This window comes from Actinokineospora sp. NPDC051303, assembly GCF_055586285.1.
Genome location: NZ_JBVJIN010000004.1, coordinates 1 through 24,930, shown reverse-complemented (window position 1 = coordinate 24,930; position 24,930 = coordinate 1). Strand labels below are relative to the sequence as shown.

Annotated in this window: 20 protein-coding genes; 12 read left to right on the top strand and 8 right to left on the bottom strand. The window is 70.3% G+C overall.

What is annotated here, in order from left to right; all coding sequences use genetic code 11:
• Nucleotides 1-225 precede the first annotated feature (225 nt).
• The gene (locus ACZ6SD_RS04560; protein WP_465315514.1) at nucleotides 226-1,065 is read left to right on the top strand and encodes a S1C family serine protease; all 840 of its coding nucleotides are present in this window, start codon (nucleotides 226-228) and stop codon (nucleotides 1,063-1,065) included.
• 67 nt (nucleotides 1,066-1,132) lie between these two features.
• On the opposite strand, the gene ACZ6SD_RS04555 is transcribed toward ACZ6SD_RS04560, so the two are convergent.
• The 3 genes from ACZ6SD_RS04555 to ACZ6SD_RS04545 form a co-directional block, all read right to left on the bottom strand.
• A complete protein-coding gene (locus ACZ6SD_RS04555; protein ID WP_465315513.1) occupies nucleotides 1,133-1,597 on the bottom strand; it encodes a hypothetical protein in 465 nt (154 codons plus the stop codon).
• A 206-nt stretch (nucleotides 1,598-1,803) separates the two neighbouring features.
• A complete protein-coding gene (locus ACZ6SD_RS04550; protein ID WP_465315512.1) occupies nucleotides 1,804-3,282 on the bottom strand; it encodes a CoA-acylating methylmalonate-semialdehyde dehydrogenase in 1,479 nt (492 codons plus the stop codon).
• On the bottom strand, nucleotides 3,279-4,568 hold the full coding sequence (locus ACZ6SD_RS04545; protein WP_465315511.1) for an aspartate aminotransferase family protein: 1,290 nt from the start codon (nucleotides 4,566-4,568) through the stop codon (nucleotides 3,279-3,281). Before ACZ6SD_RS04545 ends, ACZ6SD_RS04550 begins: the two co-directional genes overlap by 4 nt.
• A gap of 96 nt (nucleotides 4,569-4,664) precedes the next feature.
• Here ACZ6SD_RS04545 and ACZ6SD_RS04540 point away from each other — a divergent pair, with 96 nt between their 5' ends.
• Together ACZ6SD_RS04540 and ACZ6SD_RS04535 are read left to right on the top strand one after the other, a co-directional pair.
• Nucleotides 4,665-6,260 (top strand): PucR family transcriptional regulator, encoded by a 1,596-nt coding sequence (locus tag ACZ6SD_RS04540; protein ID WP_465315510.1) that lies wholly within the window; start codon nucleotides 4,665-4,667, stop codon nucleotides 6,258-6,260.
• Between the two features lie 29 nt (nucleotides 6,261-6,289).
• Entirely contained in the window at nucleotides 6,290-7,213 is a 924-nt protein-coding gene (locus ACZ6SD_RS04535; RefSeq protein WP_465315509.1) for an aldo/keto reductase, read from the top strand.
• Here the strand turns inward: ACZ6SD_RS04535 and ACZ6SD_RS04530 are convergent.
• The gene (locus tag ACZ6SD_RS04530) at nucleotides 7,210-7,821 is read right to left on the bottom strand and encodes a TetR/AcrR family transcriptional regulator (RefSeq protein ID WP_465315508.1); all 612 of its coding nucleotides are present in this window, start codon (nucleotides 7,819-7,821) and stop codon (nucleotides 7,210-7,212) included. The genes ACZ6SD_RS04535 and ACZ6SD_RS04530 overlap by 4 nt on opposite strands.
• 117 nt (nucleotides 7,822-7,938) lie before the next feature.
• On the opposite strand from ACZ6SD_RS04530, the gene ACZ6SD_RS04525 reads away from it, so the two are divergent.
• The 6 genes from ACZ6SD_RS04525 (at nucleotide 7,939) to ACZ6SD_RS04500 (ending at nucleotide 14,514) form a co-directional block, all read left to right on the top strand.
• Nucleotides 7,939-8,553 carry a flavodoxin family protein gene (locus ACZ6SD_RS04525; protein WP_465315507.1) on the top strand — a complete coding sequence of 205 codons (615 nt, stop codon included), beginning with the start codon at nucleotides 7,939-7,941 and terminating at the stop codon, nucleotides 8,551-8,553.
• The gene (locus ACZ6SD_RS04520) at nucleotides 8,550-9,575 is read left to right on the top strand and encodes an NAD(P)H-dependent flavin oxidoreductase (RefSeq protein WP_465315506.1); all 1,026 of its coding nucleotides are present in this window, start codon (nucleotides 8,550-8,552) and stop codon (nucleotides 9,573-9,575) included. The genes ACZ6SD_RS04525 and ACZ6SD_RS04520 overlap by 4 nt, the downstream gene beginning before the upstream one ends.
• A 148-nt stretch (nucleotides 9,576-9,723) precedes the next feature.
• Nucleotides 9,724-11,286 carry an NCS1 family nucleobase:cation symporter-1 gene (locus tag ACZ6SD_RS04515; RefSeq protein WP_465315505.1) on the top strand — a complete coding sequence of 521 codons (1,563 nt, stop codon included), beginning with the start codon at nucleotides 9,724-9,726 and terminating at the stop codon, nucleotides 11,284-11,286.
• A complete protein-coding gene (locus ACZ6SD_RS04510; RefSeq protein ID WP_465315504.1) occupies nucleotides 11,279-12,121 on the top strand; it encodes a nitrilase-related carbon-nitrogen hydrolase in 843 nt (280 codons plus the stop codon). Before ACZ6SD_RS04515 ends, ACZ6SD_RS04510 begins: the two co-directional genes overlap by 8 nt.
• A gap of 1 nt (nucleotide 12,122) precedes the next feature.
• On the top strand, nucleotides 12,123-13,508 hold the full coding sequence (gene hydA, locus ACZ6SD_RS04505; RefSeq protein ID WP_465315503.1) for a dihydropyrimidinase: 1,386 nt from the start codon (nucleotides 12,123-12,125) through the stop codon (nucleotides 13,506-13,508).
• Between the two features lie 10 nt (nucleotides 13,509-13,518).
• A complete protein-coding gene (locus ACZ6SD_RS04500) occupies nucleotides 13,519-14,514 on the top strand; it encodes a TIGR03842 family LLM class F420-dependent oxidoreductase (RefSeq protein ID WP_465315502.1) in 996 nt (331 codons plus the stop codon).
• On the opposite strand, the gene ACZ6SD_RS04495 is transcribed toward ACZ6SD_RS04500, so the two are convergent.
• A complete protein-coding gene (locus ACZ6SD_RS04495) occupies nucleotides 14,511-15,362 on the bottom strand; it encodes a PPK2 family polyphosphate kinase (protein ID WP_465315501.1) in 852 nt (283 codons plus the stop codon). The two genes, ACZ6SD_RS04500 and ACZ6SD_RS04495, sit on opposite strands and share 4 nt — an antisense overlap.
• 140 nt (nucleotides 15,363-15,502) lie before the next feature.
• Between ACZ6SD_RS04495 and rocD the strand changes: the two genes are divergently transcribed.
• Nucleotides 15,503-16,732: an ornithine--oxo-acid transaminase gene (gene rocD / locus ACZ6SD_RS04490; RefSeq protein ID WP_465315500.1), complete on the top strand. Its 1,230-nt coding sequence runs from the start codon at nucleotides 15,503-15,505 to the stop codon at nucleotides 16,730-16,732.
• 406 nt (nucleotides 16,733-17,138) lie between these two features.
• On the opposite strand, the gene ACZ6SD_RS04485 is transcribed toward rocD, so the two are convergent.
• The 3 genes from ACZ6SD_RS04485 to ACZ6SD_RS04475 all read right to left on the bottom strand — a co-directional run bounded on the left by ACZ6SD_RS04485 (nucleotide 17,139) and on the right by ACZ6SD_RS04475 (nucleotide 20,999).
• Complete coding sequence (locus tag ACZ6SD_RS04485; RefSeq protein WP_465315499.1) at nucleotides 17,139-20,018, bottom strand: helix-turn-helix transcriptional regulator; 2,880 nt, start codon at nucleotides 20,016-20,018, stop codon at nucleotides 17,139-17,141.
• A gap of 197 nt (nucleotides 20,019-20,215) precedes the next feature.
• Nucleotides 20,216-20,620, bottom strand: a complete 405-nt coding sequence (locus ACZ6SD_RS04480) for a hypothetical protein (RefSeq protein WP_465315498.1) — start codon at nucleotides 20,618-20,620, stop codon at nucleotides 20,216-20,218.
• Nucleotides 20,613-20,999 carry a hypothetical protein gene (locus tag ACZ6SD_RS04475; RefSeq protein ID WP_465315497.1) on the bottom strand — a complete coding sequence of 129 codons (387 nt, stop codon included), beginning with the start codon at nucleotides 20,997-20,999 and terminating at the stop codon, nucleotides 20,613-20,615. Before ACZ6SD_RS04475 ends, ACZ6SD_RS04480 begins: the two co-directional genes overlap by 8 nt.
• 150 nt (nucleotides 21,000-21,149) lie before the next feature.
• Here ACZ6SD_RS04475 and ACZ6SD_RS04470 point away from each other — a divergent pair, with 150 nt between their 5' ends.
• Both ACZ6SD_RS04470 and ACZ6SD_RS04465 read left to right on the top strand, forming a co-directional pair.
• Nucleotides 21,150-23,294, top strand: a complete 2,145-nt coding sequence (locus tag ACZ6SD_RS04470) for a CHAT domain-containing protein (RefSeq protein WP_465315496.1) — start codon at nucleotides 21,150-21,152, stop codon at nucleotides 23,292-23,294.
• The gene (locus ACZ6SD_RS04465) at nucleotides 23,287-24,759 is read left to right on the top strand and encodes an esterase/lipase family protein (RefSeq protein ID WP_465315495.1); all 1,473 of its coding nucleotides are present in this window, start codon (nucleotides 23,287-23,289) and stop codon (nucleotides 24,757-24,759) included. The genes ACZ6SD_RS04470 and ACZ6SD_RS04465 overlap by 8 nt, the downstream gene beginning before the upstream one ends.
• Nucleotides 24,760-24,930 lie beyond the last annotated feature (171 nt).

Sequence of the window (24,930 nt, the reverse complement as noted above, 5' to 3'; positions counted from 1 at the left end):
ACACGAGTGCCCGACGCTGACGCCCCCCGGCCCACAACAAAACCCCGCCCACCCTGGGGGCCGAGCCCTGCTCCAGTCTATCGGGCCAGGCCGACAATCCAGGCAAAAATGATCTTGCCTGTGGATAACTCGCCGGAGCCGTGCTCAGGAACTCATTACCCGATTCTTGGTCTATCCGAGGTTGGCTCACAGGTGGCTCTCAAAGTCACGTCGCACTCTTGAGGCATGAACTCCTACCCCCCTCCACAGCAGCACCAAGTCCCCTATCCGCCCTATCCGCCGCCGCGGCGCAAGTCCCGGCGCGGGCTGGTCGCGCTGGTGGCCGCGTCCGTGCTCGGCGCGGGGCTGGTCGGTGGCGCGGCGGGCGCGGCGCTCGGGTCGGACGGCTCGACCACCGTGGGCGCGCGGAGTGCGTCCGCCGCCCCGGCCTCGGCGAACACGCCGACCGATGTGAGCGCGATCGCGGCCAAGGCGCTGCCGAGTGTCGTGCAGGTCAATGTGCGCACGGCCACCGCCGAAGGTGTCGGCTCCGGGGTGGTCTTGTCCTCGGACGGCCGCATTCTGACCAACAACCACGTCGTCCAGGGCGCCCGCGAGATCCAGATCGTCTTCTCGGACGGCAAGACCGCCGCCGCCGAGGTCGTGGGAACCGACGCCGCCACCGACCTCGCGGTCGTCCAGGCCGAGGGCGTCACTGGGCTCACCCCGGCCGAACTGGGCGACTCTTCCCAGGTGCGGGTGGGTGACGAGGTCATCGCCATCGGCTCGCCCGCCGGATTGCAGGGGACCGTGACCACCGGCATCGTCAGCGCGCTCGACAGGGACGTGACCATCCCGTCCGGCCGGGGATCGCGCGGGGTGTCGTACAAGGCGATCCAGACCGACGCGTCGATCAACCAGGGCAACTCCGGGGGACCGCTGTTCGACACCGCGGGCCGGGTGATCGGCATCAACTCGGCGATCTACTCGCCGGTGTCGAGCCCGGACGGGGCCGCGGGCAGTGTCGGCATCGGGTTCAGCATCCCGGTCGACGCGGCCAAAGAGGTGATCGACCGCATCAGCTGACCTGTCGAGGGGGAGGATGAGGGCCGTCCCGCGCCGCACGGCGAGGGACGGCCCTCATCGGCTGAAGTCAGCGGGCAGTGGTCGGAACGTGTGGCGGGTAACAAAGGGTGATGGGAAGGTCGGGCAGGCCGAGTTCGCGGCGGACGACCTCGGTGAACTGCTCGGCCGCGTGTTCGGCGCCTGCCCGTGCGACGCGCCAGTCCTCCCACGAGTACTTGCGCTCCCGCGCCAGGACGGTCAACTCGTTGACCTTCACATCGACTTGGTGCGCGGCGGTGGCGACGTCCGCTGTGCCGTGGAACCACACGGCGACCACCGACCGGTTGAAGTCCACGGCCAGGTCCAGTGCCTGCGCGAAGGCTTCTTCCGCCTCCGGTGTGTCGACCTCCAGCAACGCCAGCTTGCGGTACGCCTCACGGGAGGCGTAGTAGGCGCCGATGAACTCTTCATAGATCCGGACTCGCTGATCGCGATGCCACCGGCTTGCCTCGTTTCGATTGTCCCAGTATCGCCCGACGACAATGCCGAGCAACGCGGCGAGGGCGGCGATGATCGCTGACTGCGTGTTCCGATCTCCTGCTGTCGGGAAGCGGTGCGAAGTGACGCGCCGAACCGAGGCGGACCGAGCCTCGGAAGCCGTGGTCGAACATCGTCATCACGTGAAGATCGTCGTGCGCGGCAGTCGGATCGCTACACAAGAGGGCGTCCGGGGCCGATTTGTCACGGAGGGCAGGCCGCTCAGGTGTTGCGCGGGAAGCCCAGGTTGACTCCGCCGTGGGACGGGTCGAGCCAGCGGCTGGTGACGACCTTGGTTCGGGTGAAGAAGTGGACGCCGTCGGGGCCGTAGGCGTGCGTGTCGCCGAACAGGGAGTCCTTCCAGCCGCCGAACGAGTAGTAGCCGACCGGGACGGGGATGGGGACGTTCACCCCGACCATGCCCACCTCGACCTCGTTCTGGAACCGCCGCGCGGCGCCGCCGTCGTTGGTGAAGATGGCCGTGCCGTTGCCGTAAGGGTTGGCGTTGACCAATTCCAATGCGTCTGAATAGGACGGTGAACGCACGACGGAGAGCACGGGACCGAAGATCTCGTCCGTGTAGAGGGACATGTCGGGGGTGACATGGTCGAACAGGGTCGGACCGAGCCAGAACCCGCCCTCGGCGCCGTCGATCTCGTGGTCGCGGCCGTCGACCACCAGCTCGGCCGCCCCGTTCTCCACATAGGACAGAACCCGGTCACGGTGGGCCGCGGTGACTAGCGGGCCCATGTCGCACCCGGGACGGCCGCCCACCTTGATTTTGGCTATCCGGTCGCGGATCCGGGCCACCAGCTCGTCCCCGACCGGGTCGACGGCGACGACGACCGACACCGCCATGCACCGCTCCCCCGCCGACCCGAAGCCTGCCGACACCGCGGCGTCGGCCGCCAGGTCGAGGTCCGCGTCCGGCAGCACCACCATGTGGTTCTTAGCACCGCCCAGCGCCTGCACGCGCTTGCCGTGCCGCGTCCCGGTCTCGTAGACGTAGCGGGCGATCGGAGTGGAGCCGACGAAGGAGATCGCCCGCACGTCCGGGTGCTCCAACAGCCCGTCGACAGCAGCCTTGTCCCCGTGCAGCACGTTGAGCACGCCATCGGGCAAACCGGCTTCGGCGAACAGCTCCGCGATGAACACCGACGCTGACGGGTCCTTCTCACTCGGCTTGAGCACCACACAGTTGCCGCACGCCACCGCGTTCGGCACAAACCATAGCGGCACCATCGCCGGGAAGTTGAACGGCGAGACCACCCCGACCACGCCGAGCGGCTGCCGGATCGAGTACACGTCCACCCGGCCGCTGACGTTCTCGCTGTAGCCGCCCTTGAGCAGCGCGGGCACCCCGCAGGCGAACTCCACCGCCTCCAGCGCGCGCTGCACCTCGCCCGCCGCGTCGTCGGCCACCTTGCCGTGCTCGGCGGTGATGATATCGACCAGATCCGCCTTGCGGGCGTTGAGAAGTTCGCGGAATCCGAACAGGACAGACGACCGCTTGGCCAGCGAGGCATCGCGCCACGCCGGGAAAGCCGCCCGGGCGGCGGCGACGGCGGCGGCGATCTCCGTGGGACCGGCGAAGTCGACCGTGGCCGCGACCTGCCCGGTGGCGGGGTCGAACACGTCGCCGGTCCGAGCCGACGCGCCCGCCCAAGGCTTGCCGTCGATCCAGTGCGCGATGGTCTTCATCGGCCCGCCTCGATGGCGCGCGCGAGAATGTCCAGCGCCTCCTCGGCCTCGTCCTCGGTCAGCGTCATTGGCGGGGCGAGGCGGATGACGTTGTTGTGCAGTCCGCCCTTCCCCACGAGCAGCCCGAGTTCGCGGGTCTTCTCCAGCACGGTGACCGCCGCCTCCTGGTTGGGTTCCTTGCCGCCGGGTCGCACGAACTCGACGCCGATCATCAGTCCCTTGCCCCGCACGTCGCCGATTGTCGGCTGCCCGTGCGCGATCTCGCGCAGCCCCGCGATGAGCCTGCCGCCGAGCTTCGCCGCGTTGGCCTGCAAGTCGTTGTCCAGCAGGTAATCCAGCGCGGCGTTGGCCCCGGCCGCGGCCACCGGGTTGCCGCCGAAGGTGGAGATCGAGTTCGCCGTCAGGCAGTCCATCACGTCCCCGCGCGCGACCAGGCCGCCGATCGCCAAGCCGTTGCCCAACCCCTTGGCGAAGGTCATGACATCGGCGGTCACCCCGTGCGCGGCCATGCCCCAGAAGTGCTCCCCGGTGCGGCCCCAGCCCGTCTGCACCTCGTCGGACACCAGCAGGATGCCGTGCTCGTCCAACACCTCTTTGACCGCGCCGAAAAACCCGTCCGGGGGATAGCAGAAGCCGCCGACACCTTGAATGGGCTCGGCGATCAGGCAGGCGACGTCACCGGACGTGGTGGTCTGCAACACGTCCCGCAGATCGTCCACGCACGCGCGAATGTAGTCCACATCGGACAGATGGCCGAACGGGCTGCGGTAGCGGTAGCCGCCGTGCACGTGGCTGACCTTGACCGGAGACAGCGAACTCGCCGACCAGCCCCGATTTCCGGTGATCCCAAGCGCGCCGAACGCGCGGCCGTGGTAAGAGTTGCGCAGCGCCAGAACCTGGTTGCTGCGCCGGAACTGGGTGGCCAGCAGCAGCGCGGTCTCGTTGGCCTCGGTGCCGGAGTTGGTGAAGAACACCTTGGCGTCGGGGATGTTCGACAGCTTCGCGATCTTCTCGGCCAGCTCGACCTGCCCTCGGATCAGGTACAGCGTCGAGGTGTGCAGCACCCCGCTGTCGACCTGGCGGCGGATCGCGTCGCTGATCTCGGCGATGTCGTAGCCGATGGCGTTGGTGAGGATGCCCGCGAAGAAGTCCAGATAGGTTTTGCCGGTCGCGTCGGTGACGCGCCTGCCTTCGGCGCGGACGATCTCGATGGGGTCGGCGTAGTAGAGGGCCAGCCAGGAGGGCAGCACGGCCCGGTGGCGGTCGATCAGCGGTGTGTCGGCCATGGGCCGAGTGTGACCGGCCGGTGACCCGGACGCCATGGACGATGTGTATCGGCGAAGCCGGTTTCACTTTGCAGTATGTATTCCTACACTGTGTAGATGTATCCCACGGTTTCGGAGGTGCTGGCCCTGCCGGTGGTCCGGCACGGCGCCCCTCGGGTCGTCGCGGGCGCGGCCGGGCTGGCGAACCGGGTGCGCTGGGTGCACGCGGCCGAGGTCGCCGACATCGCCGCGTTGCTGCGCGGCGGCGAACTGGTGCTCACCACCGGCATCGCGCTGCCCGACGACGCCGAGGCGCTGACCCGGTATGTGGACGAGCTGGCGGGCGTCGGGGCGGCCGGGCTGGTGGTGGAGCTGGTGCGGCACTGGAGCGAGGCCGTGCCCGCCGCGCTGGCCGCCGCGGCCGAGCGGCGGGGGCTGCCGCTGATCACCCTGGCCCGGGAGACCCGGTTCGTGGCGGTGACCGAGGCCGTGGTGGGGCTGATCGTGGACGCGCAGGTGGCCGAGCTGCGCGCGGCCGAGCAGGTGCACGAGACGTTCACCGCGCTGACCGTGGCCGGGGCCGAGCCAGCCGAGGTGCTGCGGGAGGTGGCGCGGGCGTCCGGGCTGCCGGTCGTGCTGGAGACGCTGGGCCACGACGTGCTCGCCTACGACACCGCAGGGGCCGCCCCGGGCGAGCTGCTGACCGACTGGGCGGCGCGCTCGCGGGCGGTGACCGTGCCCGAGCGGACCGCCTACCACGCCGACGCGGGCTGGCTGGTGACCGTCGTCGGGGCGCGCGGCAACGACTGGGGGCGGCTGGTGCTGCTGTGCCCGGCGCCGCCCGACCACCGGCAGGTGGTGATCGTGGAGCGGGCCGCTTCCGCGCTGGCCGTGCACCGGCTGGCCGCCCGGGAGCGCGAGGGCCTGGAGCGGCACGCGCACCGGACGCTGCTGACCGAGCTGCTGGCGTCGCCGACCCCGCCCGCCGACCTGGTGGCGCGGGCGACCGGGCTCGGTGTGCCACTGGAGAACCGCAGGCTGGTCGGCGTGTCGGTGCGGCCTGCCGCGCAGGTGGCGGTCGCGCCCGCGATGGCGACCCAGGCTGTGCTGCGCGACCTGGCCGAGGCGACCGCGCTGGCCGCGCGCCGGGCCAGGGTCGCGGCGCTGGTCGGCATCGTGGACGACACCAGCGTCCGCGCGCTGCTGTCGCTGACCCCGCAGGCCGAGGTCACCGGCATCCTGCGCAGGCTCGCCCGGGAGATCCACCAGCCGGTGGTGCTCGCGGTCGGCACCACGGTCGACGCGGTGTCGCAGGCCCGGCGGAGCCTGGTCGAGGCGGCGCACGTGGCGCGGGCGGCCACCCGGTCGACAGCGGCGAAACCCTTCCACCGCTTAGAAGACGTGCGGCTGCGCGGGCTGCTGCACCTGTTGGCCGACGACGACCGGGTGACCGCGTTCGCCGACCGGGAGCTGGGCGCGCTCATCGCCCGCGACGCCGCGCACGACAGCAAGCTGCTGGACACATTGCGCCACTACTGCGCGCACGGCGGCAACAAGTCGGCGGCGGCCGCGGCGGCGCACATGTCGCGCACGGCGTACTACCAGCGGCTGGCGCGGATCGAGCAGATTCTCGGGTTTTCCTTGTCCGATCCCGAATCCGTGCTGTCCCTGCATGTCGCGCTGCTGGCGATGGACGTGCGTCCGCGGGCATAGGATGCGGCCGAGTCGACTCAAGGGGGACCATGCGCTACCGACTGCTGGGCCGGACCGGGCTGCGGATTTCCGAGCTGTTCCTCGGCGCGATGCGGTTCACCACGGTGGACGAGAGCCGCCGTGTGCTGGACCGGTACGCCGACGCGGGCGGCAACGTCATCGACACCGCGAACGCCTACCGCGACAGCGAAGCCATCGTCGGCGAGATCCTCGCGGGCCGCCGCGACCGCTTCGTGCTGGCGACGAAGTACACCATGAGCCGCGACGGCTCCGACCCGAACGCGGCGGGCAACCACCGCAAGAATCTGGTGCTGTCGCTGGAATCCAGCCTCCGGCTGCTGCGCACGGACTACATCGACCTGTATTGGGCGCACATCTGGGACCCGCTCACGCCGATCGAGGAGACCATGCGCGCCCTCGACGACGCCGTGCGCGCCGGGAAGATCCTGCACGTCGGCATCTCCGACGCGCCCGCCTGGGTGACCGCCCGCGCCAACACCCTCGCCGAGTGCCGGAACTGGACGCCGTTCGCGGCCGTGCAGGTGCCCTACAGCCTGGTGCAGCGCGACATCGAGCGCGAGATCCTGCCGATGGCCGAGGGCATGGGACTGACCGTCGCCACGTGGAACGCGCTCGGCCACGGCTCCCTCACCCGCGAGCCGGGCCCCACCGCCGACGCGCTGCGGGCGGTCGCGGCCGAGCTGGGCGCGACGCCCGCGCAGGTGGCGATGGCCTGGATTCGCACGCGGTCCCGAGCGATCCACCCGATATTGGGCGCGCGGACCGACGAGCAGCTGGCCGACAGCCTGGGCGTCCTCGACCTCACCCTGCCCGAGGACGCCGCCCGGCGGCTGGAGGCCACCGCCGAGTTCACCCCGGGCTTCCCGGCGGACTTCGTCGGCGCTACGGCGGCGGCCGTGTACGGGGAAGCAGGCGCCCGGGGCGACGGCTAACCGCTTTCCGCGCTGTCGATCCTGAGCAGCAGGGCGGTCTGCGGCCAGAGGTTGTCGAGCACGCCGGGGTCGTTGGCGAGCTTGGCGAACAGGACCATGCCCTCGATCTGGGCGACCACGGAGCGCGCCGTGGCGGGCGTGGCGGTTCCGGGCGGGATCGAGCCCTCGGCTTCGGCGTCCCGCAGGGCTTCGGTGAGCAGGGCGATCTGCGCGTCGAACACCTCGGCGACCCGGGCGCGCACAACCTCGTCGGAATTGCTCAGCTCAAGGGCGAGATTGCCGAACAGGCAGCCCTGCACGGCGCCGAGGTCGCGCTTGTCGGCCCGCTGACTGTCCACTTGGGCCTGAACCAGCCGCTCAATCCGTTGCACGGCCGGAAGATCGCCGCCGAGGCATTCCAGCCATTCCGAACGCCGACGGTGCCACTGCACCTCGACAGCCTCGACGGTGAGCGCCTGCTTGGACTCGAAGAAGTGGTAGAAGCTGCCCTTGCGCACGTCGGCCCGCGCGCAGATCTCGGCGACGCCGAGCGCGGCGTAGCCCCGGTCGCCCATCAGCGTGCCCGCCGCGTCGATCAGCCGCTCCCGGGCGGTGCTCGTCCGTCCCACCCGCCCAGTATACGGGCGGTCAACTATTCACTCTTGCGCGATAGTTGACCGGTCGTCTAGCGTTCGTCGCGGCGCTCAGGGCACCCGCCCGCGCCGACCGGAACGAGAGGGGTTCCCATGTCCACGTCCAGCGAGGTGTCCGTCGCGGTCGCCTTCCACAGCGGGTTCGGGCACACCGCCCGCCAGGCCGCGGCCGTCGCGGCGGGCGTCGAGACCGTGCCGGGCGCGCGGGCGACCCTGCTCGACGTCTCCGTCCTCGATGACGCGCTCTGGGCCGCGTTGGACTCGGCCGACGCGATCATCTTCGGCTCCCCCACCTACATGGGCAGCCAGTCCGCGGTGTTCCAGACCTTCGCCGAGGCCACCGGCGCGGTCTGGACGGAGCGGCGCTGGCAGGGCAAGCTCGCCGCCGGGTTCACCAACTCGGCGAGCCTCAACGGCGACAAGCTGGCCGTGCTGACCTCGCTGTCGCTGTTCGCCGCCCAGCACGGCATGACCTGGGTGCCGCTGGGCCTGCCGCCGGGCTGGCTGTACCGCGCCGACGGCTCGGCCGCCGACCTCAACCGGCTCGGCTCGTTCCTCGGCGCGATGGCGCAGTCGCCGTCGGACCTCGGCCCGGACGCCGCGCCCGCCGACGCCGACCTGCGCACCGCAGAGCACCTGGGCGCGCGGGTCGCGACGGCGGCACTGGAGGTGGCGCACGGTCGGCGCGCGCTGGCTGGCGCGCGATGAGGGCGCTGTTCGGCATCGAGCACCCGATCGTGCAGGGGCCCTTCGGCGGCGGGCTGTCGTCGGTGGCGCTGGCCGCCGCGGTGTCGGCGGCGGGCGGGCTGGGCTCGTTCGGCGCGCACCTGCTCGACCCGGAGCGGATCACCGCCCTGGTCGCCGACCTGCGCGCGGCCACGGCGAAGCCGTTCGCGGTCAACCTATGGGTGCCCCATCCCGGGGAGGACGCGGTCCCCGACGCCGCGGAGTTCGCCCGGCACGTCGACCGCGTCCGGCCCTACCTGACCGAGGTCGGCGCGCCCGAACCCACCGGCACGGGCCCGTTCCTGCCCGCCTTCGACGCCCAACTCGCCGCCCTGCTGGCCGCGGCGCCCCCCGTGATCAGCTTCGTCATGGGCGTCCCGCCCGAAGCCGCGATCGCCGAGGCCCGCGATCGCGGCATCCGCACCATCGGCACCGCCACCACCGTTGACGAAGCGGTCGCCCTCGCCGCGGCGGGCGTGGACGCGGTCGTCGCCTCCGGCAGCGACGCGGGCGGCCACCGCGGCGCGTTCCTGCGCCCGGTAAGCGAATCCCTGGTCGGCACCTTCTCCCTGGTGCCGCAGGTCGCCGACGCGGTGCCGGTCCCGGTCATCGCCGCGGGCGGCATAGCCGACGCCCGCGGTGTCGCGGCGGCGCTGGCCCTGGGCGCGGACGGCGTCCAGATCGGCACCGGCTTCCTGGCCACCGAGGAGTCCGGCGCGACCGCCGCGCACAAGGCGGCCCTGCACAGCGCGGACGCCAAGGTCACCACCCTGACCCGCCTGTTCACCGGCCGCCACGCCCGCACCATCCTGAACCGGATAACCCGGGAACTCGCGGACCAAGAGGACTCCGTGCCCCCATACCCGGTGCAAAGCGCCGTGATGTCCCCGATCCGCCAAGCGGGCGAACCCGACCTGATGAGCCTGTGGGCGGGCCAGAGCGCGCCCCTCACCCGACCGAGATCCGCGAAGGACTATTTCGACTCACTGCTGGCCGGACTCTGAGAACCGCCGAACACAGCCCGCCCGCTGCCGCAACGGGCACTGTGTTCGGCGTGCGGGGCAACACCGAACACAGTGACACTGCCGGGTGAGTCCGGCTGCCCCAAGGATGCCGGAAGGGAACTCTGATCCACGAGCATCGGAGTAGGCGATGGCGGAACCGGCCCAGCAGACCAGCCAGACCGGCCAGACGACCCGGCCGGACGGGCGGGTCGACCTGCCCGACCACGGTCCGATCCGGGACAGCCCGTACTACAACCCCGAACTCGCCCCGGTGCCGGTCGAGAAGCGCACGTGGACGACCTACAACTACTTCGCGCTGTGGATGGGGATGGCGCACAACATTCCCAGCTACACCCTGGCCGCGTCGCTGATCGCGCTGGGCATGGACTGGGTCCAGGCGTTCATGACGATCACCGTGGGCAACCTGATCGTGCTGGTCCCGATGCTGCTCAACAGCCACGCGGGCACCAAGTACGGCATCCCGTTCCCGGTGTTCGCCCGCGCCTTCTACGGGGTGCGCGGGGCCAACCTGGCCGCCCTGCTGCGCGGGTTCATCGCCTGCGGGTGGTTCGGCATCCAGACCTGGGTCGGCGGGCAGGCGCTGTATGTCATCGTCGGCAAACTCGCGGGTCCGGGGTGGACGGACGCGGCCGTGGTGGGCGGGCAGCACTGGACGCTGTGGCTGAGCTTCGGGCTGTTCTGGGTGGTGCAGATGCTGATCATCTGGCGCGGCATGGAGGCGATCCGCCGGTTCGAGAACTGGACCGCGCCGCTGGTGTCGGTAGGTTTCCTGATCCTGCTGGGCTACGTGCTCGTCAAGGCGGGCGGGCTCGGGCCGATCCTGTCCGCGCCGTCGAAACTGGGCTGGGGCGCGGGCTTCTGGGCGGTGTTCGCGCCCGCGCTGATGGCGATGATCGCGTTCTGGGCGACGCTCTCGCTCAACATGCCCGACTTCACCCGGTTCGGCGGCAGCCAGCGCACCCAGATCCGCGGCCAGATCCTCGGGCTGCCGACCACGATGTCGTTCATCGCGCTGGTGGCGATCCTGACCACCTCGGGCGGGCAGGTGCTCTACGGGGAGGCCATCTGGGACCCGGCGCTGCTGGCCGCCCGGTTCGACAGCCCGGTTGTGGTGGTGGTCGCGCTGGTCGCGCTGGTGCTGGCCACGGTGTCGTGCAACCTCGCGGCGAACGTGGTGAGCCCGTCCTACGACTTCTCCAACGCCTTCCCCAAAAAGATCACCTTCGCGATGGGCGGGCTGGTCACCGGGGTCATCGGCGTGGCGATCATGCCGTGGCGGCTGATCTCGGACCCGGAGATTTACATCTTCGCCTGGCTCGGCTTCTACGGCGGCGTCCTGGCAGCGGTGGCGGGCGTGCTCGTGGCGGGGTACTGGTTGGTGGTGCGCACCGAACTCGACGTCGCCGACCTCTACCGCGCGGGCGGGCGGTACTGGTTCGACGGCGGCTGGAATTACCGCGCCCTGGCGGCCACGGTGGTCGGCGCGGTGCTCGCCGTGGGCGGGGCGTACACCGCCGAGGGCGCGTCGGGGCCGTTCCCGGTCGACGGGCTGATCCCGTTCCTCAAGCCGCTCTACGACTACGGCTGGGTCGTCGGCACGGTGGCCGCGTTCGCCGCCTACGCCGTGCTGTCTCGTCCAACGCTGTCCCTGCCGAGGTCCCGTGCACGAGAAGGAGAGGCACGTGTCTGAGATCATCCGCGCCGGACTGGTGCAACAGCGCTGGACCGGCGACAAGGAGTCCATGATCGCCAACGCGGTCGACGCGGTCGCCACGGCCGCGTCCCAGGGCGCGCAGGTCGTGTGCCTGCAAGAGCTGTTCTACGGCCCGTATTTCTGCCAGGTGCAGGACGCCGACTACTACTCCTACACCGAGGGCATCCCGGACGGGCCGACCACGCGGCTGATGTGCGAGGTGGCCGAGCGGCACGGCGTGGTGCTCATCGTGCCGATGTACGAGCAGGAGCAGCCCGGCGTCTACTTCAACACCGCCGCCGTGATCGACGCGGACGGCACCTACCTGGGCAAGCACCGCAAGAACCACATCCCCCAGGTGAAGGGATTCTGGGAGAAGTTCTACTTCCGGCCGGGGAACCTGGGCTACCCGGTGTTCGACACCGCCGTGGGCCGCATCGGGGTCTACATCTGCTACGAGCGGCACTTCCCGGAGGGCTGGCGGGCGCTGGGCCTGGCGGGCGCGCGGATCGTGTTCAACCCGTCCGCGACCAGCCGCGGCCTGTCGGAGTACCTGTGGCGGCTGGAGCAGCCCGCCGCGGCGGTCGCCAACGAGTACTTCGTCGGCACGATCAACCGGGTCGGCGTGGAACCGCTGGGCGACAACGACTTCTACGGCCAGTCCTACTTCGCCGACCCGCGCGGCCAACTCGTCGGCGACGCCGCGTCGGACACCGAAGAGGAAATCGTCGTGCGCGATCTGGACATGGGCCTGCTCGCCGAGGTGCGCGACCTGTGGGCGTTCTACCGCGACCGCAGGCCAGACACCTACGAGTCCCTGACGAGGCCGTGACATGCGCACGCTCATCCGCGGCGGCACCGTCGTCAACGCCACCGGCCGGGCGGTCGCCGACGTGCTGGTCGACGGCGAGACCATCGCCGCGGTCACCGCGCCGGGACTGTTCACCGAAGCCGACAAAGTCATCGACGCCACCGGCAAATACGTGATCCCCGGCGGCATTGACGCGCACACGCACATGGAGATGCCCTTCGGCGGCACATCCTCCAACGACACCTTCGCCACCGGCACCACCGCGGCGGCCTGGGGCGGCACGACCACGATCATCGACTTCGCCGTCCAGGCCAAGGGAACCTCTCTACTGTCCACTTTGGACAAGTGGCACGCGAAGGCGGACGGCCACTGCGCGGTCGACTACGGGTTCCACATGATCATCTCTGAGGTGGACGACAGCTCCCTCAAGGAGATGCGGCCGTGCATCGACGCGGGAGTCAACAGCTTCAAGATGTTCATGGCCTACCCCGGCGTCTTCTACTCCACCGACGGCGAAATCCTGCGCGCCATGCAGCGGGCGCACGAGACCGGCTCGATGATCATGATGCACGCCGAGAACGGCATCGCCATCGACCAACTCGTCGCGCAGGCGCTCGCCGCGGGCCGCACCGATCCGGTCCACCACGGCCTGACCCGCCCACCCGAGCTGGAAGGCGAGGCGACCGCGCGCGCCATCGCGCTGGCCAAGGTCACCGGCGCGCCGCTCTACATCGTGCACCTGTCCGCCCGGCATGCGCTGGCCGCGGTCGCCGAAGCGCGGAACACCGGGCAGAACGTGTTCGCCGAGACCTGCCCGCAGTATCTCTATCTGTCCATTGAGGACATGGCCAAACCGGGTTTCGAGGGCGCCAAGTACGTCGCCTCGCCGCCGTTGCGCCCCAAAGACCACCAGGCCGACCTGTGGCGCGGCCTGCGCACCAACGACCTGTCGGTGGTGTCCACCGACCACTGCCCGTTCTGCTTCAAGGACCAGAAAGAGCTGGGCCGCGACGACTTCAGCAAGATCCCCAACGGAATGCCCGGCGTCGAGCACCGGATGGACCTGCTGCACCAAGGCGTCGTCGCGGGCGAGATCAGCCTGGAACGCTGGGTCGAGATCAGCTCCACCACGCCCGCGCGGATGTTCGGCCTGCACGGCCGCAAAGGCACGGTTTCCGCGGGCGCCGACGCCGACATCGTGGTCTACGACCCGGCCGCCAAGCAGACGATCTCCGCGCTGACCCACCACATGAACGTCGACTACTCCGCTTACGAGGGAATGGAAATCACCGGCAAGGTCGACACCGTGCTCTCCCGCGGGGCCGTCGTGATCGCCGATGGCGCTTTCCACGGCCGCGAGGGCCACGGGAAGTTCCTCAAGCGCGACCTGTCCAGTTACCTGATCTGAGGAGACCACAATGGACTTCGGGGTGGTGCTGCAGACCGACCCGCCCGCGAGCGAGGTCGTGCGGCTCATGGTCGACGCCGAGGAACGCGGGTTCGGCTATGGGTGGACGTTCGACTCGGTGGTGCTCTGGCAGGAGCCGTTCGTCATCTACTCGCAGATCCTGGCGAACACCCGCTCGCTGGTCGTCGGGCCGATGGTGACCAACCCGAGCACCCGCGACTGGTCGGTCACCGCGTCGCTGTTCGCCACGCTCAACGACATGTTCGGCAACCGCACGGTGTGCGGCATCGGCCGCGGCGACTCCGCGCGCCGGGTCATCGGCCAGAAACCGGCCACCCTGGCGCTGGTGCGCGAGGCCATGCACGTGATCCGCGAACTCGCCGAGGGCCGCGAGGTCGAGCACCACGGCGCGCCCGTGCGCATCCCGTGGGTGCGCGAAGGGCGGCTGGAGGTGTGGATGGCCGCCTACGGCCCGAAAGCGCTGCGGATGGTCGGCGAGCACGCCGACGGGTTCATCCTGCAAACCGCCGACCCGGCGATCGCGAAGTGGACGATCGACGCGGTGCGCGCCGCCGCGCGCGCCGCGGGCCGCGACCCGGGCGGGATCACCGTGTGCGTGGCCGCGCCCGCCTACGTCGGCGACGACCTGGCCCACCAGCGCGACCAGCTCCGCTGGTTCGGCGGCATGGTCGGCAACCACGTCGCCGACCTCGTCGCCCGCTACGGCGAGTCCGGCCCGGTGCCGCGCGAGCTGACCGACTACATCCGGGGCCGCGCGGACTACGACTACGCCCACCATGGAAAGGCGGGCAACCCATCGACCGATTTCGTGCCGGACGACATCATCGACCGCTTCTGCCTGCTCGGCCCCGCCGCGGCGCACGTCGACCGGCTCGCCGAACTCGCCGACCTCGGCGTCGACCAGTTCGCCCTCTACCTCATGCACGACCAGCGGGAGAAAACCCTCGCCGCGTACGGCGACGAGGTGATCCCGCACTTCCGCTAGCCCAGCGGATCGGCGGTGGTGATCCGGCACAGCTCGGTCGCGACGTCGTAGTCCGGCTCGGGCCGCCGGGGGTCGAGGTCGGTCAGGGCCTCCAGGAGCAGGTGGGCGACGGCCCAGTTGCGGTACCACTTGCGGTCGGCCGGGACCACATGCCAGGGCACATCCGCGCAGCGGTCCAGGGCGTCGGCGTACGCGCGCTGGTAGTCGCTCCACTTGGCCCGCGCCCGCAGGTCCGCCGGGTCGTACTTCCACTGCTTCGCCGGGTTCCCCAGGCGCGCGATCAGCCGCTCACGCTGCCTCTCGGCGGAGATGTGCAGGAAGCACTTCACGATCGTCGTGCCCCGCTCGGTCAGCTCGGCCTCGAACCGATTGATCGCGTCGTAGCGCGCCTCCCAGGTGTCCCGGGGAACCAGCTCGTCGACCCGGGCGATCAGCACGTCCTCGTAGTGCGAGCGGTCGAACACGCCGATGTAGCCGGGGCTGGGCGCCTGTTTGCGCACCCGCCACAGGAAGTCGTGGCGCGACTCCGCGCGCGTCGGCTTGCCGAAGGAGGCGATCCGCAGCCCCTGCGGGTTGACCAGTCCGCAGACGTGCTTGATCGTGCCGCCCTTGCCGGAGGTGTCCATGCCCTGCAACACCAGCAGCACACTGCGCGAGCCACCGCCGACGACGCCTTCCCCCCACAGCGCCTCCTGGCAGATGGCGAGCCGCTTGCCGGTCTCGGCGAGGTCGGCGGCGGCCTCGGCCTTCCCGGTCGGCCCGACCGGGAAGTCCCCCGGGTCGAGGTGGACGCCTTGGCCCGGGGTGGCCCGCAGCGCGTCGCGCACCGACAGACTCTTCTTGCCCATTCACCGAGCGTAAGGCCGTGGCCCCGATCACGCCCCACACAACGAACCGCCGGGGAGGCGGCCCATCAGCGCAACGAACCAGCGCCAGAAGCAACACTCTCCGGATGAATCGGACGCGAACGACCCCTTAGCCTGTGCCCATGTCCGCGACCGTCCCACCCGCCGCCGCCCGCACCGCAGCCGACTACATCGCCTTGGACGAGCGCTGGAGCACCCACAACTACCACCCGCTCCCGGTAGTGATCTCCGAGGCGGACGGCGCGTGGGTCACCGACGTGCACGGCCGCCGCTACCTGGACTTCCTGGCCGGTTACTCCGCCCTCAACTTCGGCCACCGCCACCCGGCTTTGATTGCCGCGGCCGTCGAGCAACTGAGCAAAGTAACCCTCACCAGCCGCGCTTTCCACCACGACCAACTGGGCCTGTTCTGCCAAGAACTGGCCACGCTCACCGGAACCGACTTGGTCCTGCCCATGAACTCCGGCGCGGAAGCAGTGGAATCGGCGATCAAGGTAGCCCGAAAATGGGCCTACCAAATCAAAGGCGTCCCCGCGAACACAGCGGAAATCATCGTCGCGGGCGACAATTTCCACGGCCGCACCACCACAATAATCTCGTTCTCCACCGACCCCACCGCCCGCCGCGACTTCGGCCCCTACACCCCCGGTTTCACGGTGGTGAAATACGGTGACGCGGAAGCCTTGGCCACCGCCATCACCGACCGAACCGCCGCCGTGCTGATAGAACCAATCCAGGGCGAAGCAGGAGTCCTCACCCCACCCCCCGGCTACCTCCACGAAGTCCGCCGCCTCTGCGACGACCACAACGTCCTTCTCATAGCCGACGAAATCCAATCCGGCCTGGCCCGCACCGGCACCCTCTTCGCCCTAGACCACGAAAACATCCGCGCCGACCTCTACACCCTAGGCAAGGCCCTAGGCGGCGGCATCCTCCCCGTCTCAGCCGTAGTAGGCCGAGCAGACGTCCTAGGCATCCTCAAACCAGGCGAACACGGCTCCACCTTCGGCGGCAACCCCCTGGCCTGCGCGGTAGCCCGAGCAGTAATCCGCCTACTAACCACCGGCGAATACCAAGAACGCGCCACCACCCTAGGCGCCCACCTACACCAAAAACTGGCCGAACTAGTAGGAAACGGCGCCACCGAAATCCGAGGCCGAGGCCTCTGGGCAGGAATAGAAATAACCCCAGAAACCCTACCCGGCCGCACAGCCTCCGAAGCCCTCATGGCCCAGGGAGTCCTCTGCAAGGAAACCCACGACAACACCCTCCGCGTAGCCCCACCCCTAGTCATCACCGAGGAAGAAATCGACAAGGGAGTAGCCGCGATCGCCACAGTCCTCGCCCCCTAGCCCCCCAAACCGCGAGTTATCCACAGGCACGGAGTTATCCACAGGCAAGATCGTTCTCGCCCAGATTGTCGGCCCACCCCGGTAGACTGGAACAGGGCTCGGCCCCCAGGGTGGGCGGGGTTTGTTGTGGCGCCGGTGGGGGCTGCGCTGAACCGAGCCTGCGGGGTGCTAGAAGGGGCAGAACGAACCACATACCCGAGCATCTGCCAGGCTGAACCGAGGCTCGCCCAGTGCTCGATGGGGTGGAGTGGTTTCTTTGGGGGAGAAGGAAGATCCCTAAACTCGCCGTGGTCGTGGGGCCGAAGGCACCCCACCCGTCTTTCCCACGACGGGATCTTCCTTCGTAGGGGCCCCAAAGAAACCACTCCACCCCATCGAGCAACCCCCACAACCCAGGCACCCCAGCTCAGCGTTCGTCCGCAGCCGCCAAGAGCTGGCGGGGCAGTCCCGCTGGAAGATCAGTGCGCCGAGTGACCTTCAACTTCCGATAGACACGGGTCAGATGCTGCTCAACAGTGCTGACCGTGATGTAAAGCTTGCCGCCGATTTCGCGGTTGGTGTGCCCCAGGGCCGCCAAGACCGCTACCCGGCGCTCAGCTTCGCTGAGGATGGACAGGCCCGCGTCGTGGTCTGAGCGTTCAGGGAGGGCGGGACGGGAGAGGGCCGCGCGGGAGACCAGGTCGCGGTTGGCGGGGCCTGCTCCGCAGGATTTGGCGAGTTGGAGTGCGCGGCGGGCGAGGGTGCGGGCTTTTTCTCCGTCGCCGGTGGTGGTGTGGGCTTGGCTCAGGTCCAGGAGGGCGCGGGCCAGTTCGCAGCGGTCGCCGCTGGCGCGGAGCAGGTCCACCGCCTCCATCAGCAGGGCCACCCGGCGGTCCGGTGGTGACGCGGCGGCCAGGACGCGTAGGGACAGGCCGCGGGTGCGGGCGCCGTCGTTGCCGGGGCGGGTGAGCTGCTCGGCGGCCAGCGCCCGCGCGTCGTCGCGGTGGCCCAGGGCCAGCCGCGCCTGGGCGGCGCCCGACCGCCACGGGACCAGGGTGGGCAGGTCGAGGTCCCAGCCGGTCATCAGCTCGCCGCAGCGTTGGAAGTCGCCGAGGGCGGCGTGCGGCTTATCCGTTGCCAAGTAGTGCATGCCGCGTGCGTACAGGTAGTGCAGACCGAACTGGGTTTGGAACATCGCGTCCGGAACCGGGGTTCGCAGTAGCGCGGCGGCGTCGTCGTGTTTGCCCATGGCGGTGGCCGCGGCGACCCGGGTCGACAGCGGCACCCCGACCGCGACGCCCCAACCCGGCCCGGTCAACCGGTCGAACGCGACCCGGGCGTGCTCAGCCGCCGCGGGCAGATCACCTTGGCGCAGCGCGATTTCGGCGCGCAGGGCGCCGAGGACAGCCTGCCAGGTCAAGGCGCCGCGCGCGGTCGCGTCGGCCAGCAGCGCGGCGCACCAGTGCGCGGCGCGGTCGTTGCGGTCGGCGTGCACCAGCGCGGCTAGCGCGGAAAGCTGCGAGCCCAGCGTCTGCTCGCCGAGCCTGCAACTCTGCAGGATGTGCTCGGCCGCGGTGACGATCTCCTCGCGCGCGCCGCCGACCCGGACGCGGTCGAGCATCGCCGAGGCCCGGGTCCACGGGTCGGCCAGGACCGGGGCCTGTTGGTCGGGCAGCGGCGCGAGCACGCCCGCCACGACCGGCGGGTACAGGAACGCGAGCCAGTGGAAGACCAGGCTGAACTGTCCCGCCGCGGGCAACTCGCTCGCGGCGGCCAGCCCGGCGAGGGTGCCCGCGAGTTCTTCGGTGTGGCCGTACCAGAGCAGGAACTTGGCCAGGTGCACGGCGTTGTGGTCCGACAGCCTGCCCGCCGAACGGGCGGCGCGCAGCGGAGCCAGGTGCCGGGCGGCCGAGGACGGGTCGCGCCGCCACTCCACCCGCAGCAGCAAAGTGGTGATGTCGGCGCGCTCGGCGTCGTCGGCGCACGCGCGCGCGGCCAGTTCCAGCCTGCGCACCGCGAGTTCCACCCGGTCCGCGACGAGGTCTTCGCGCGCGGCGTGCCGCAGCACCGCCACCGCCCACGGACCACCCAGGTCACCGGAGTCGGAGAACTCGCCGCGGTCGTCAAGTTCGGCAGGTTCCCCGCCTTCGGCGCGGTCGCCTGTGGCGCGGCCGTAAGCGGCGTCGGCGGCGGTGAGGTGGCTCGCGACCGCGTCCGCCGCCGCGCCCTGGTGGTAGAGCAGGTGGGCGGCGCGCAGGTGCGCGGTGCGGCGTTCGGCCGGGGTGAGGGTGTCCAGGACGGTGGTGGTCGCCACCGGGTGGCGGAAGCGTTTGTCGTCGTCCAGCAGGCCCGCGTTCACCAGCACGTCGAGGGCCTGCGCCGCCGAGTCGGGGGTGATTTCTAGCAGCGCGCCGACCAGGTCGGGGGTGGCTGCGGCGCCGAGCAGGGCGATGGCGTGGGCGGCGGCGGGCAGCACGGGTTCCCAGCGGTGCAGGCAGGCCAGGACACCCTGGGCGAACTCCCGGCCGACGGCGACGCGCGCGCGGCGGTCGGAGTCGGCCGCGGCGAGCTGGTCGTCAATGAGCGCCTTGACCAGCAATGGGTTCCCGCCGCTCACCGTGTGCAGCGCCGGGGCCATGGCGCGCGCGGCGGCCGGGTCGAGCCGGGTGGCGAGCAGGTCGGCGACACCTGCCCGGGTCAGTGGGGCGAGCCGCAGGTGGGTGGTGTTGGGCTGGCGGGTCACTTCGGCGCGGAAGGCCGCCTGGGTGGGCCGGGGCAGGGCCCATTCGGTGAGGATCACCAGGACGCGGGCGAAGCGCATCCGCCGGTGCAGGTAGAGCAGGGCCTGCTGGGACGGCCCGTCGGCGAACTGGACGTCGTCCACCTCGATGACCACCGGACGGTCCTTGGCCAGGTCGAGCAGGGCGGCGCACACGCCGTCGAGGACGCGCGCGCCCGCGCGGCCGATCGCGACCGGGTCGGCCGTGGCCGAGGTGGCTTCGATCGCCGCGCTGCCGTCGCCGCTCAGCAGGTCGCTGATGTGGTCGGCGACGGCCCTGGGTAACGCGGGGCTCTGGGCGAGCTGGGTCACCACGCCGAAGGGCACGGCGTGCTCAGCGCGGGCGCCGGTCGCGGTGAGCAGGATCGCGCCGTCAGCGACCACGTGCTCGGCGAACTCGGCGAGCAGCGCGGTCTTGCCGCAGGCGACGCCGCCGCTGACGAGCGCCACCCGGCCCCTGGCGCGCACGCTGTCGGCGTAGAGCCGAGTCAGAGTTGTCAATTCCCGGTGTCTTTCGATCAGCGCCATGCGTCGCCCTCGTCGTGTGCTCACAATTCCCCGTTACCAGAATCTATCGGCAGCGTCCGCACGTGTGGAAGTTTTGCCAATTGACAGAGTGAACAGTGTGGAACAATCAGGTGAGCAAGCGCCCGAATGGAGCAAGGAAAATGGCACGAATGCCGCACCAATTCCCCGACCGTCGAATCAGCGGCGGGAAATAGGCGTCAATGCCCTCGGGCGCTGTGCCGGAGCCAGGCCAGCCCGAGGACCGGCAGCGCCAGCGGCACGAACCCGTAGCCGCGGCCGAACGCCGACCACACGGTGGCGTCCGGGAACGCCTCCGGCACGACCAGACTCGCCGTGCCGACGGCCAGCACCCCCGCCAACTCGACCGCACAGGACACGACCGCGACCAGCCGCGACGCCCGGCTGCCCTTGGCCAGGCCGACCGTGGCGACGACGTAGACCACGGCGGCGACAGCGGAGAGCAGATAGGCCAGCGGCGCCCGGTCGAACCGGGTCGCGATCTGCACGGCCGACCGAGCGCAGGCGGCGAGCGCGAAGACCGCGTACACCGCGATCAGGAGCCTGCCGGGGCCGCCTCGGGTGGCGGCGCGCAGGTCAGCCACGGCCCGCCGCCGTCCAGATTTGGTCGAGCCGCACGATCATGACCGGCACCACGAGCGCCCCGACGACGAGCACCGCCGTGCCCCACCGGGTGCGCTCGGCCAGCGACCAGAACAGCGCGACGGGCAGGATCAGCAGCGCGCCCAGCAGGTAGCCCGCGAACGACAGCCCCGCCACCTCGTGCTCGGCCCCGGCCAGGTTCACGAACCCGGCGACCGCCTGCCCGAGCAGCCCGAGTTCCAGCAGGCCGAGCAGCCCCAGGTAAAGCTGCCCGTCGCGGCGGTCAAGCGGCAGCGGCCGGTTGAGCAGCACCAGCACCAGCGCCCAGAGCGCGGCGCCCACGGCCACCCAGATCAGGGCGGTGGACAGCGGTTCGATCATCGCGGTGGACCTCGTGCGGGTGCGGTGGCGGCTGCCAGAAAGCGTCGCACGCCGCGCCGCCCGCCACCCGATCGGGGCCACGACGCCGTCACGCGGGCCGTGGCGTTGACGACGTATCGATCAGACGCGTCGGATTCAGATGAGGTGACGATGCTGCCCGACGAGGTGCGCGGCCATCTGCTCGACTGCCTGACGGCTCCCGACCGGCTGCCGGAGGCGGTGCGGGCGCTGCGCGAGGCCGCCGCCGCGCTGCCAGTCGATGAACTCGCCGACGATCCCGAGCGGGCCGCGAACCAGGCCCGGATTCTGGCGCTGTTCGGCGACCTGCTCGACCACCCGGACCGAGACTCGGGCGAAGACCTGTTCTACGACCTGCTCGACCTCGCCGACGAACTCGGCCCCTCCAGCATCCCGGTCGGTGCTGTCGCCTCAGCCTGGTTGGACAGCGACGGCCGGGTCGACCAGGAGTGGGTCGCGCAAGTGCTCGCGGACGCCGGGGACGGGCCGTTGCTCATCGGCTTCACGCCCCTGGTCGAACAGCGGGGCGCCCCGGCCGCCGCCCTGCTGGCCGAAACGCTGACTTGGCACGGCTACGCGGGCGTGCTCCGCAATGGCGAGGGGCGCTTCGACCCGCACCCGGCGCCGCCCGGTTTCGAGGCCGACTTCGACGGCTGGTTCGGCTACGCGCCGCCCGCCGATGTCGACGAGGTCACCGCGCCGATCGCCGAGACCCGCTCGGCGTGGCCGAAGCTGTCGTTCCCGGCGAGCGTCGCGGCGGACACCGAGTTCGACGTGGAGGTGGGCCTGTCCGGCGCCCAGGACCTCGCCCTGATCGGCACGGGCGCGCTGCGCCTGCCCGGCGGGGACGTCGACGTCGAGGTCACATTGATGTACGACCCGGCCGGGTTCACGCCCCTCGGCTGGGCCAACCCGCTGCGGCTGACGGTGACCGGGGACGACCCGACGCCCGTGGTCACCGTGCGGATGGCGGCGCGCGCGGGCGCGGACCTCAAGGCGCGCCGCAACATCGGCGCGTCGTACTTCGTGCGCGGCGCCCTGTGCGGCTACGCCTCCCGGGAGATCGAGGTCACCGGGTCGCCCTCGGACACGGTGCCGCTGTTCGACGGCGGCGAACTCGACCTCGGCCCGCTGCTCGACCAGGACGCGCCGGACCTGGTGATCGTGGTGGAGCGCGGCGAGGACCGGCGCGGGCAGACGCTGCTGTGGAGCACCCGGGCCCGGACGCCGGGCGTGCCCGCTGCCCCCGGCCCGTACCGCAGTGAGATCGGCGAAGACCCGGCCGCGTTCGCGCGCCGCGTGCGGCTCGACGTCGGCGCGTACGGCGGCGACGCGCGGGGCAGCACGCTCAAGCTCATCGGGCTCGGCCGCGACATCGCCGACCGGGTGCCCGACGAGGTGTGCGCGGCGCTGCACGCGGTCGCCGCGGCCCGCGCGCCCGAGCCCGCGACGGTGCTGCTGCTCAGCGCGGAGCCGCACGTGCCGTGGGAGTTGGCGGTGCTCGACCCGCCGCTGCCGGGCACGCGGTCGCCGTTCCTCGGCGCGGCGGTGGCGCTGGGCCGGTGGGTGCTGGCCCGCAAGCGCCCGCGCCCGACTCCGCCCGCGCGGACGCCCGCCGAACGGCATTTGGTTGTCACCGCCCGGTATGAGGGGGTGGTCGGATGGAACCGGCTGCCCGCTGCGGAGGCGGAAGCGGAACGCCTGCTGGCCCAGTACCAGCCGAGCACAGCGGTGGAACCCTTGCACGCCGCCGTTTTGGACTACCTGGAGGCCGGGCCCGCGGCCGATGTGCTGCATTTCGCGCTGCACGGCAAGTTCGACCCGGACAACGCGCAGGACGGCCTGGTGCTGCTCGCGCCGTCCGAGGCGAACCCGAACCGGTTGCAGGCGCGGTTCCTTGGCCCGGACCACGTTTCGGCGCTGGCGTTCACCGGCACGCCGTTCGTGTTCCTCAACGCCTGCCAGGTCGGCGCCGCGGGCGAGGTGCTCGGCGACTACTCCGGCCTGGCGAAGTCCTTTCTGGCGGCCGGGGCGTCGGGCGTGATCGCTCCACTGTGGAACGTCAACGACGACGCGGCGAGCGCCGTTGCCGACGCCTTCTACCGACTGGCCTACGCGCAACCCGCCCGGACGCCAGCGGAAATCCTGCGCGGACTGCGCGCGGAGGTCACCCGCGAGACCCGGACCGGTTGGCCCACAACGACTTTGGCGTACCAGTTCTTCGGCCATCCCAGGCTGCTGCTGCGCCGCGACGGAGGGGAGCACGACGATGGCTGAGCGACTGCGGCCGGACGGCGGCGAGGTGCGGGTGGGCGAGGTGGTGATCGTCTCGCCCGGGCTCATCGGCGAGGTCGAGGTGCATCCGCCGGGGACGGCGGGGATGCGCGGGGCTGAGGAGGCAAGCGCCGCGCTACTGGATTCGTTGGCGCGCTGCGATTTCCTCGAACAGCTCAGTGTTCAGCTCATCGATCCAGTCGAGGCGCCGGATCTGGCGGCTGGGGCGAGCCGGTCCACGGCCCGGGGCGAGCCCGGGCTCACGGTTCGGGTTCCCGGCCCCGGCAGCGGGTTCGGGCAGATCGTGCTGGCCAAGGACGAGGAAGGGGTGCTGAGTTGGCACCTCCCGGACGACATCGCCCCGGCCGAGGTCCCCGCTCGCGGTGGGGACAGCCGCACTTACACGATTCCGCGCCGGGTCGCGCCCGCCGCGCGGCCGGGCGCTTCCCGTGGGCTATTGGGGGCACTGGGGTCGAAACTGCTCAAGGTGTTGGTGTTTCCGCTGGTGGACCCGGTGTTGGGGCAGGTGGGCGACTTCTTCGCGGGCCGGTGGGAGAACCGGAATCGGACTGTCCGATTGCGACGGTTCACGCCGGACGATTACGCTCTTTCTGAGCCTGCTTCCGAGGTGGATTGGGTCGAGCTCGGTCGGGGACCGGTGCTGTTGTTCGTGCATGGGACCGCTAGTGCCAGCCATTCCGGGTTTGGGGGCATTACTCGGGGGGTGCTGAGTGAGCTGCACCAGCGTTATGAGGGGCGAGTTTTGGCTTATGACCATCACACGCTTGCTGTTGATCCGGTGCATAACGCCCGTTGGCTGATTTCTCAGGTTCCTGCTGATGCTGGTCTGGTTGTGGATGTTGTCGCGCATTCGCGTGGTGGGCTGGTGGGTCGGGTTTTGTGTGAGCTTGCCGGTGAGATTGGTCTTGCGGCGGAGCGGATGCGGGTGCGGAAGGTGGTGATGGTGGCTACGCCCAATGCTGGGACGGCGTTGGCTGATCCGGTCAATGTGGGGGCTTGGTTGGATCGGATGACTAATTTGCTACAGCTTGTGGCGAGCTTTGCTGATGTGTTGGATGTGGTGCTTACGGTGGCCAAGCAGGTGGCTTTGGGGGCATTCAAAGGGTTGGATGGGTTGATGTCGATGAATCCTTCTGGATCGTTTTTGGCTCGGTTGAATCAGGCTTCGTCACATGATGCTGTTTATTATGCTGTTGCTTCTGATTATGAGCCGCCGGAGGGGTCTGCGTTGCTTCGTAGCGTTCGGGATAGTGCTACGGATGTTGTGTTTGGGTCTGTTCGTAATGATCTGGTGGTGCCTACTGAGGGGGTTTATGGGGGGAATGGGGGTAGTGGGTTTCCGGTTGGGGAGGTTGAGGTTTTCGATGCTGCGCATGGGGTTGATCACAGTGGGTATTGGGGGGAGGGGCGGGTTCGGGAGGCGTTTGGGCGGTGGTTGACTGGGTGAGGCTCGTGTGGGTTGCTCGGGGCTTTCGTGGGGCGTGGGTTGGTGGGGTTGCTCGATGGGGTGGAGTGGTTTCTTCGGGGCCCCTACGAAGGAAGATCCCGTCGTGGGAAAGACGGGTGGGGAGCCTTCGGCCCCACGACCACGGCGAGTTTAGGGATCTTCCTTCACCCC

Coding starts and splice junctions, on each gene's coding strand:
- ACZ6SD_RS04550 (WP_465315512.1), bottom strand. CDS start 3,282: ATGAAGACCATCGCGCACTGGATCGACGGCAAGCCTTGGGCGGGCGCG.
- hydA (WP_465315503.1), top strand. CDS start 12,123: ATGCGCACGCTCATCCGCGGCGGCACCGTCGTCAACGCCACCGGCCGG.
- ACZ6SD_RS04515 (WP_465315505.1), top strand. CDS start 9,724: ATGGCGGAACCGGCCCAGCAGACCAGCCAGACCGGCCAGACGACCCGG.
- ACZ6SD_RS04475 (WP_465315497.1), bottom strand. CDS start 20,999: ATGATCGAACCGCTGTCCACCGCCCTGATCTGGGTGGCCGTGGGCGCC.
- ACZ6SD_RS04540 (WP_465315510.1), top strand. CDS start 4,665: ATGTATCCCACGGTTTCGGAGGTGCTGGCCCTGCCGGTGGTCCGGCAC.
- ACZ6SD_RS04500 (WP_465315502.1), top strand. CDS start 13,519: ATGGACTTCGGGGTGGTGCTGCAGACCGACCCGCCCGCGAGCGAGGTC.
- ACZ6SD_RS04535 (WP_465315509.1), top strand. CDS start 6,290: ATGCGCTACCGACTGCTGGGCCGGACCGGGCTGCGGATTTCCGAGCTG.
- ACZ6SD_RS04495 (WP_465315501.1), bottom strand. CDS start 15,362: ATGGGCAAGAAGAGTCTGTCGGTGCGCGACGCGCTGCGGGCCACCCCG.
- ACZ6SD_RS04520 (WP_465315506.1), top strand. CDS start 8,550: ATGAGGGCGCTGTTCGGCATCGAGCACCCGATCGTGCAGGGGCCCTTC.
- ACZ6SD_RS04485 (WP_465315499.1), bottom strand. CDS start 20,018: ATGGCGCTGATCGAAAGACACCGGGAATTGACAACTCTGACTCGGCTC.
- ACZ6SD_RS04525 (WP_465315507.1), top strand. CDS start 7,939: ATGTCCACGTCCAGCGAGGTGTCCGTCGCGGTCGCCTTCCACAGCGGG.
- ACZ6SD_RS04465 (WP_465315495.1), top strand. CDS start 23,287: ATGGCTGAGCGACTGCGGCCGGACGGCGGCGAGGTGCGGGTGGGCGAG.
- ACZ6SD_RS04545 (WP_465315511.1), bottom strand. CDS start 4,568: ATGGCCGACACACCGCTGATCGACCGCCACCGGGCCGTGCTGCCCTCC.
- rocD (WP_465315500.1), top strand. CDS start 15,503: ATGTCCGCGACCGTCCCACCCGCCGCCGCCCGCACCGCAGCCGACTAC.
- ACZ6SD_RS04560 (WP_465315514.1), top strand. CDS start 226: ATGAACTCCTACCCCCCTCCACAGCAGCACCAAGTCCCCTATCCGCCC.
- ACZ6SD_RS04470 (WP_465315496.1), top strand. CDS start 21,150: ATGCTGCCCGACGAGGTGCGCGGCCATCTGCTCGACTGCCTGACGGCT.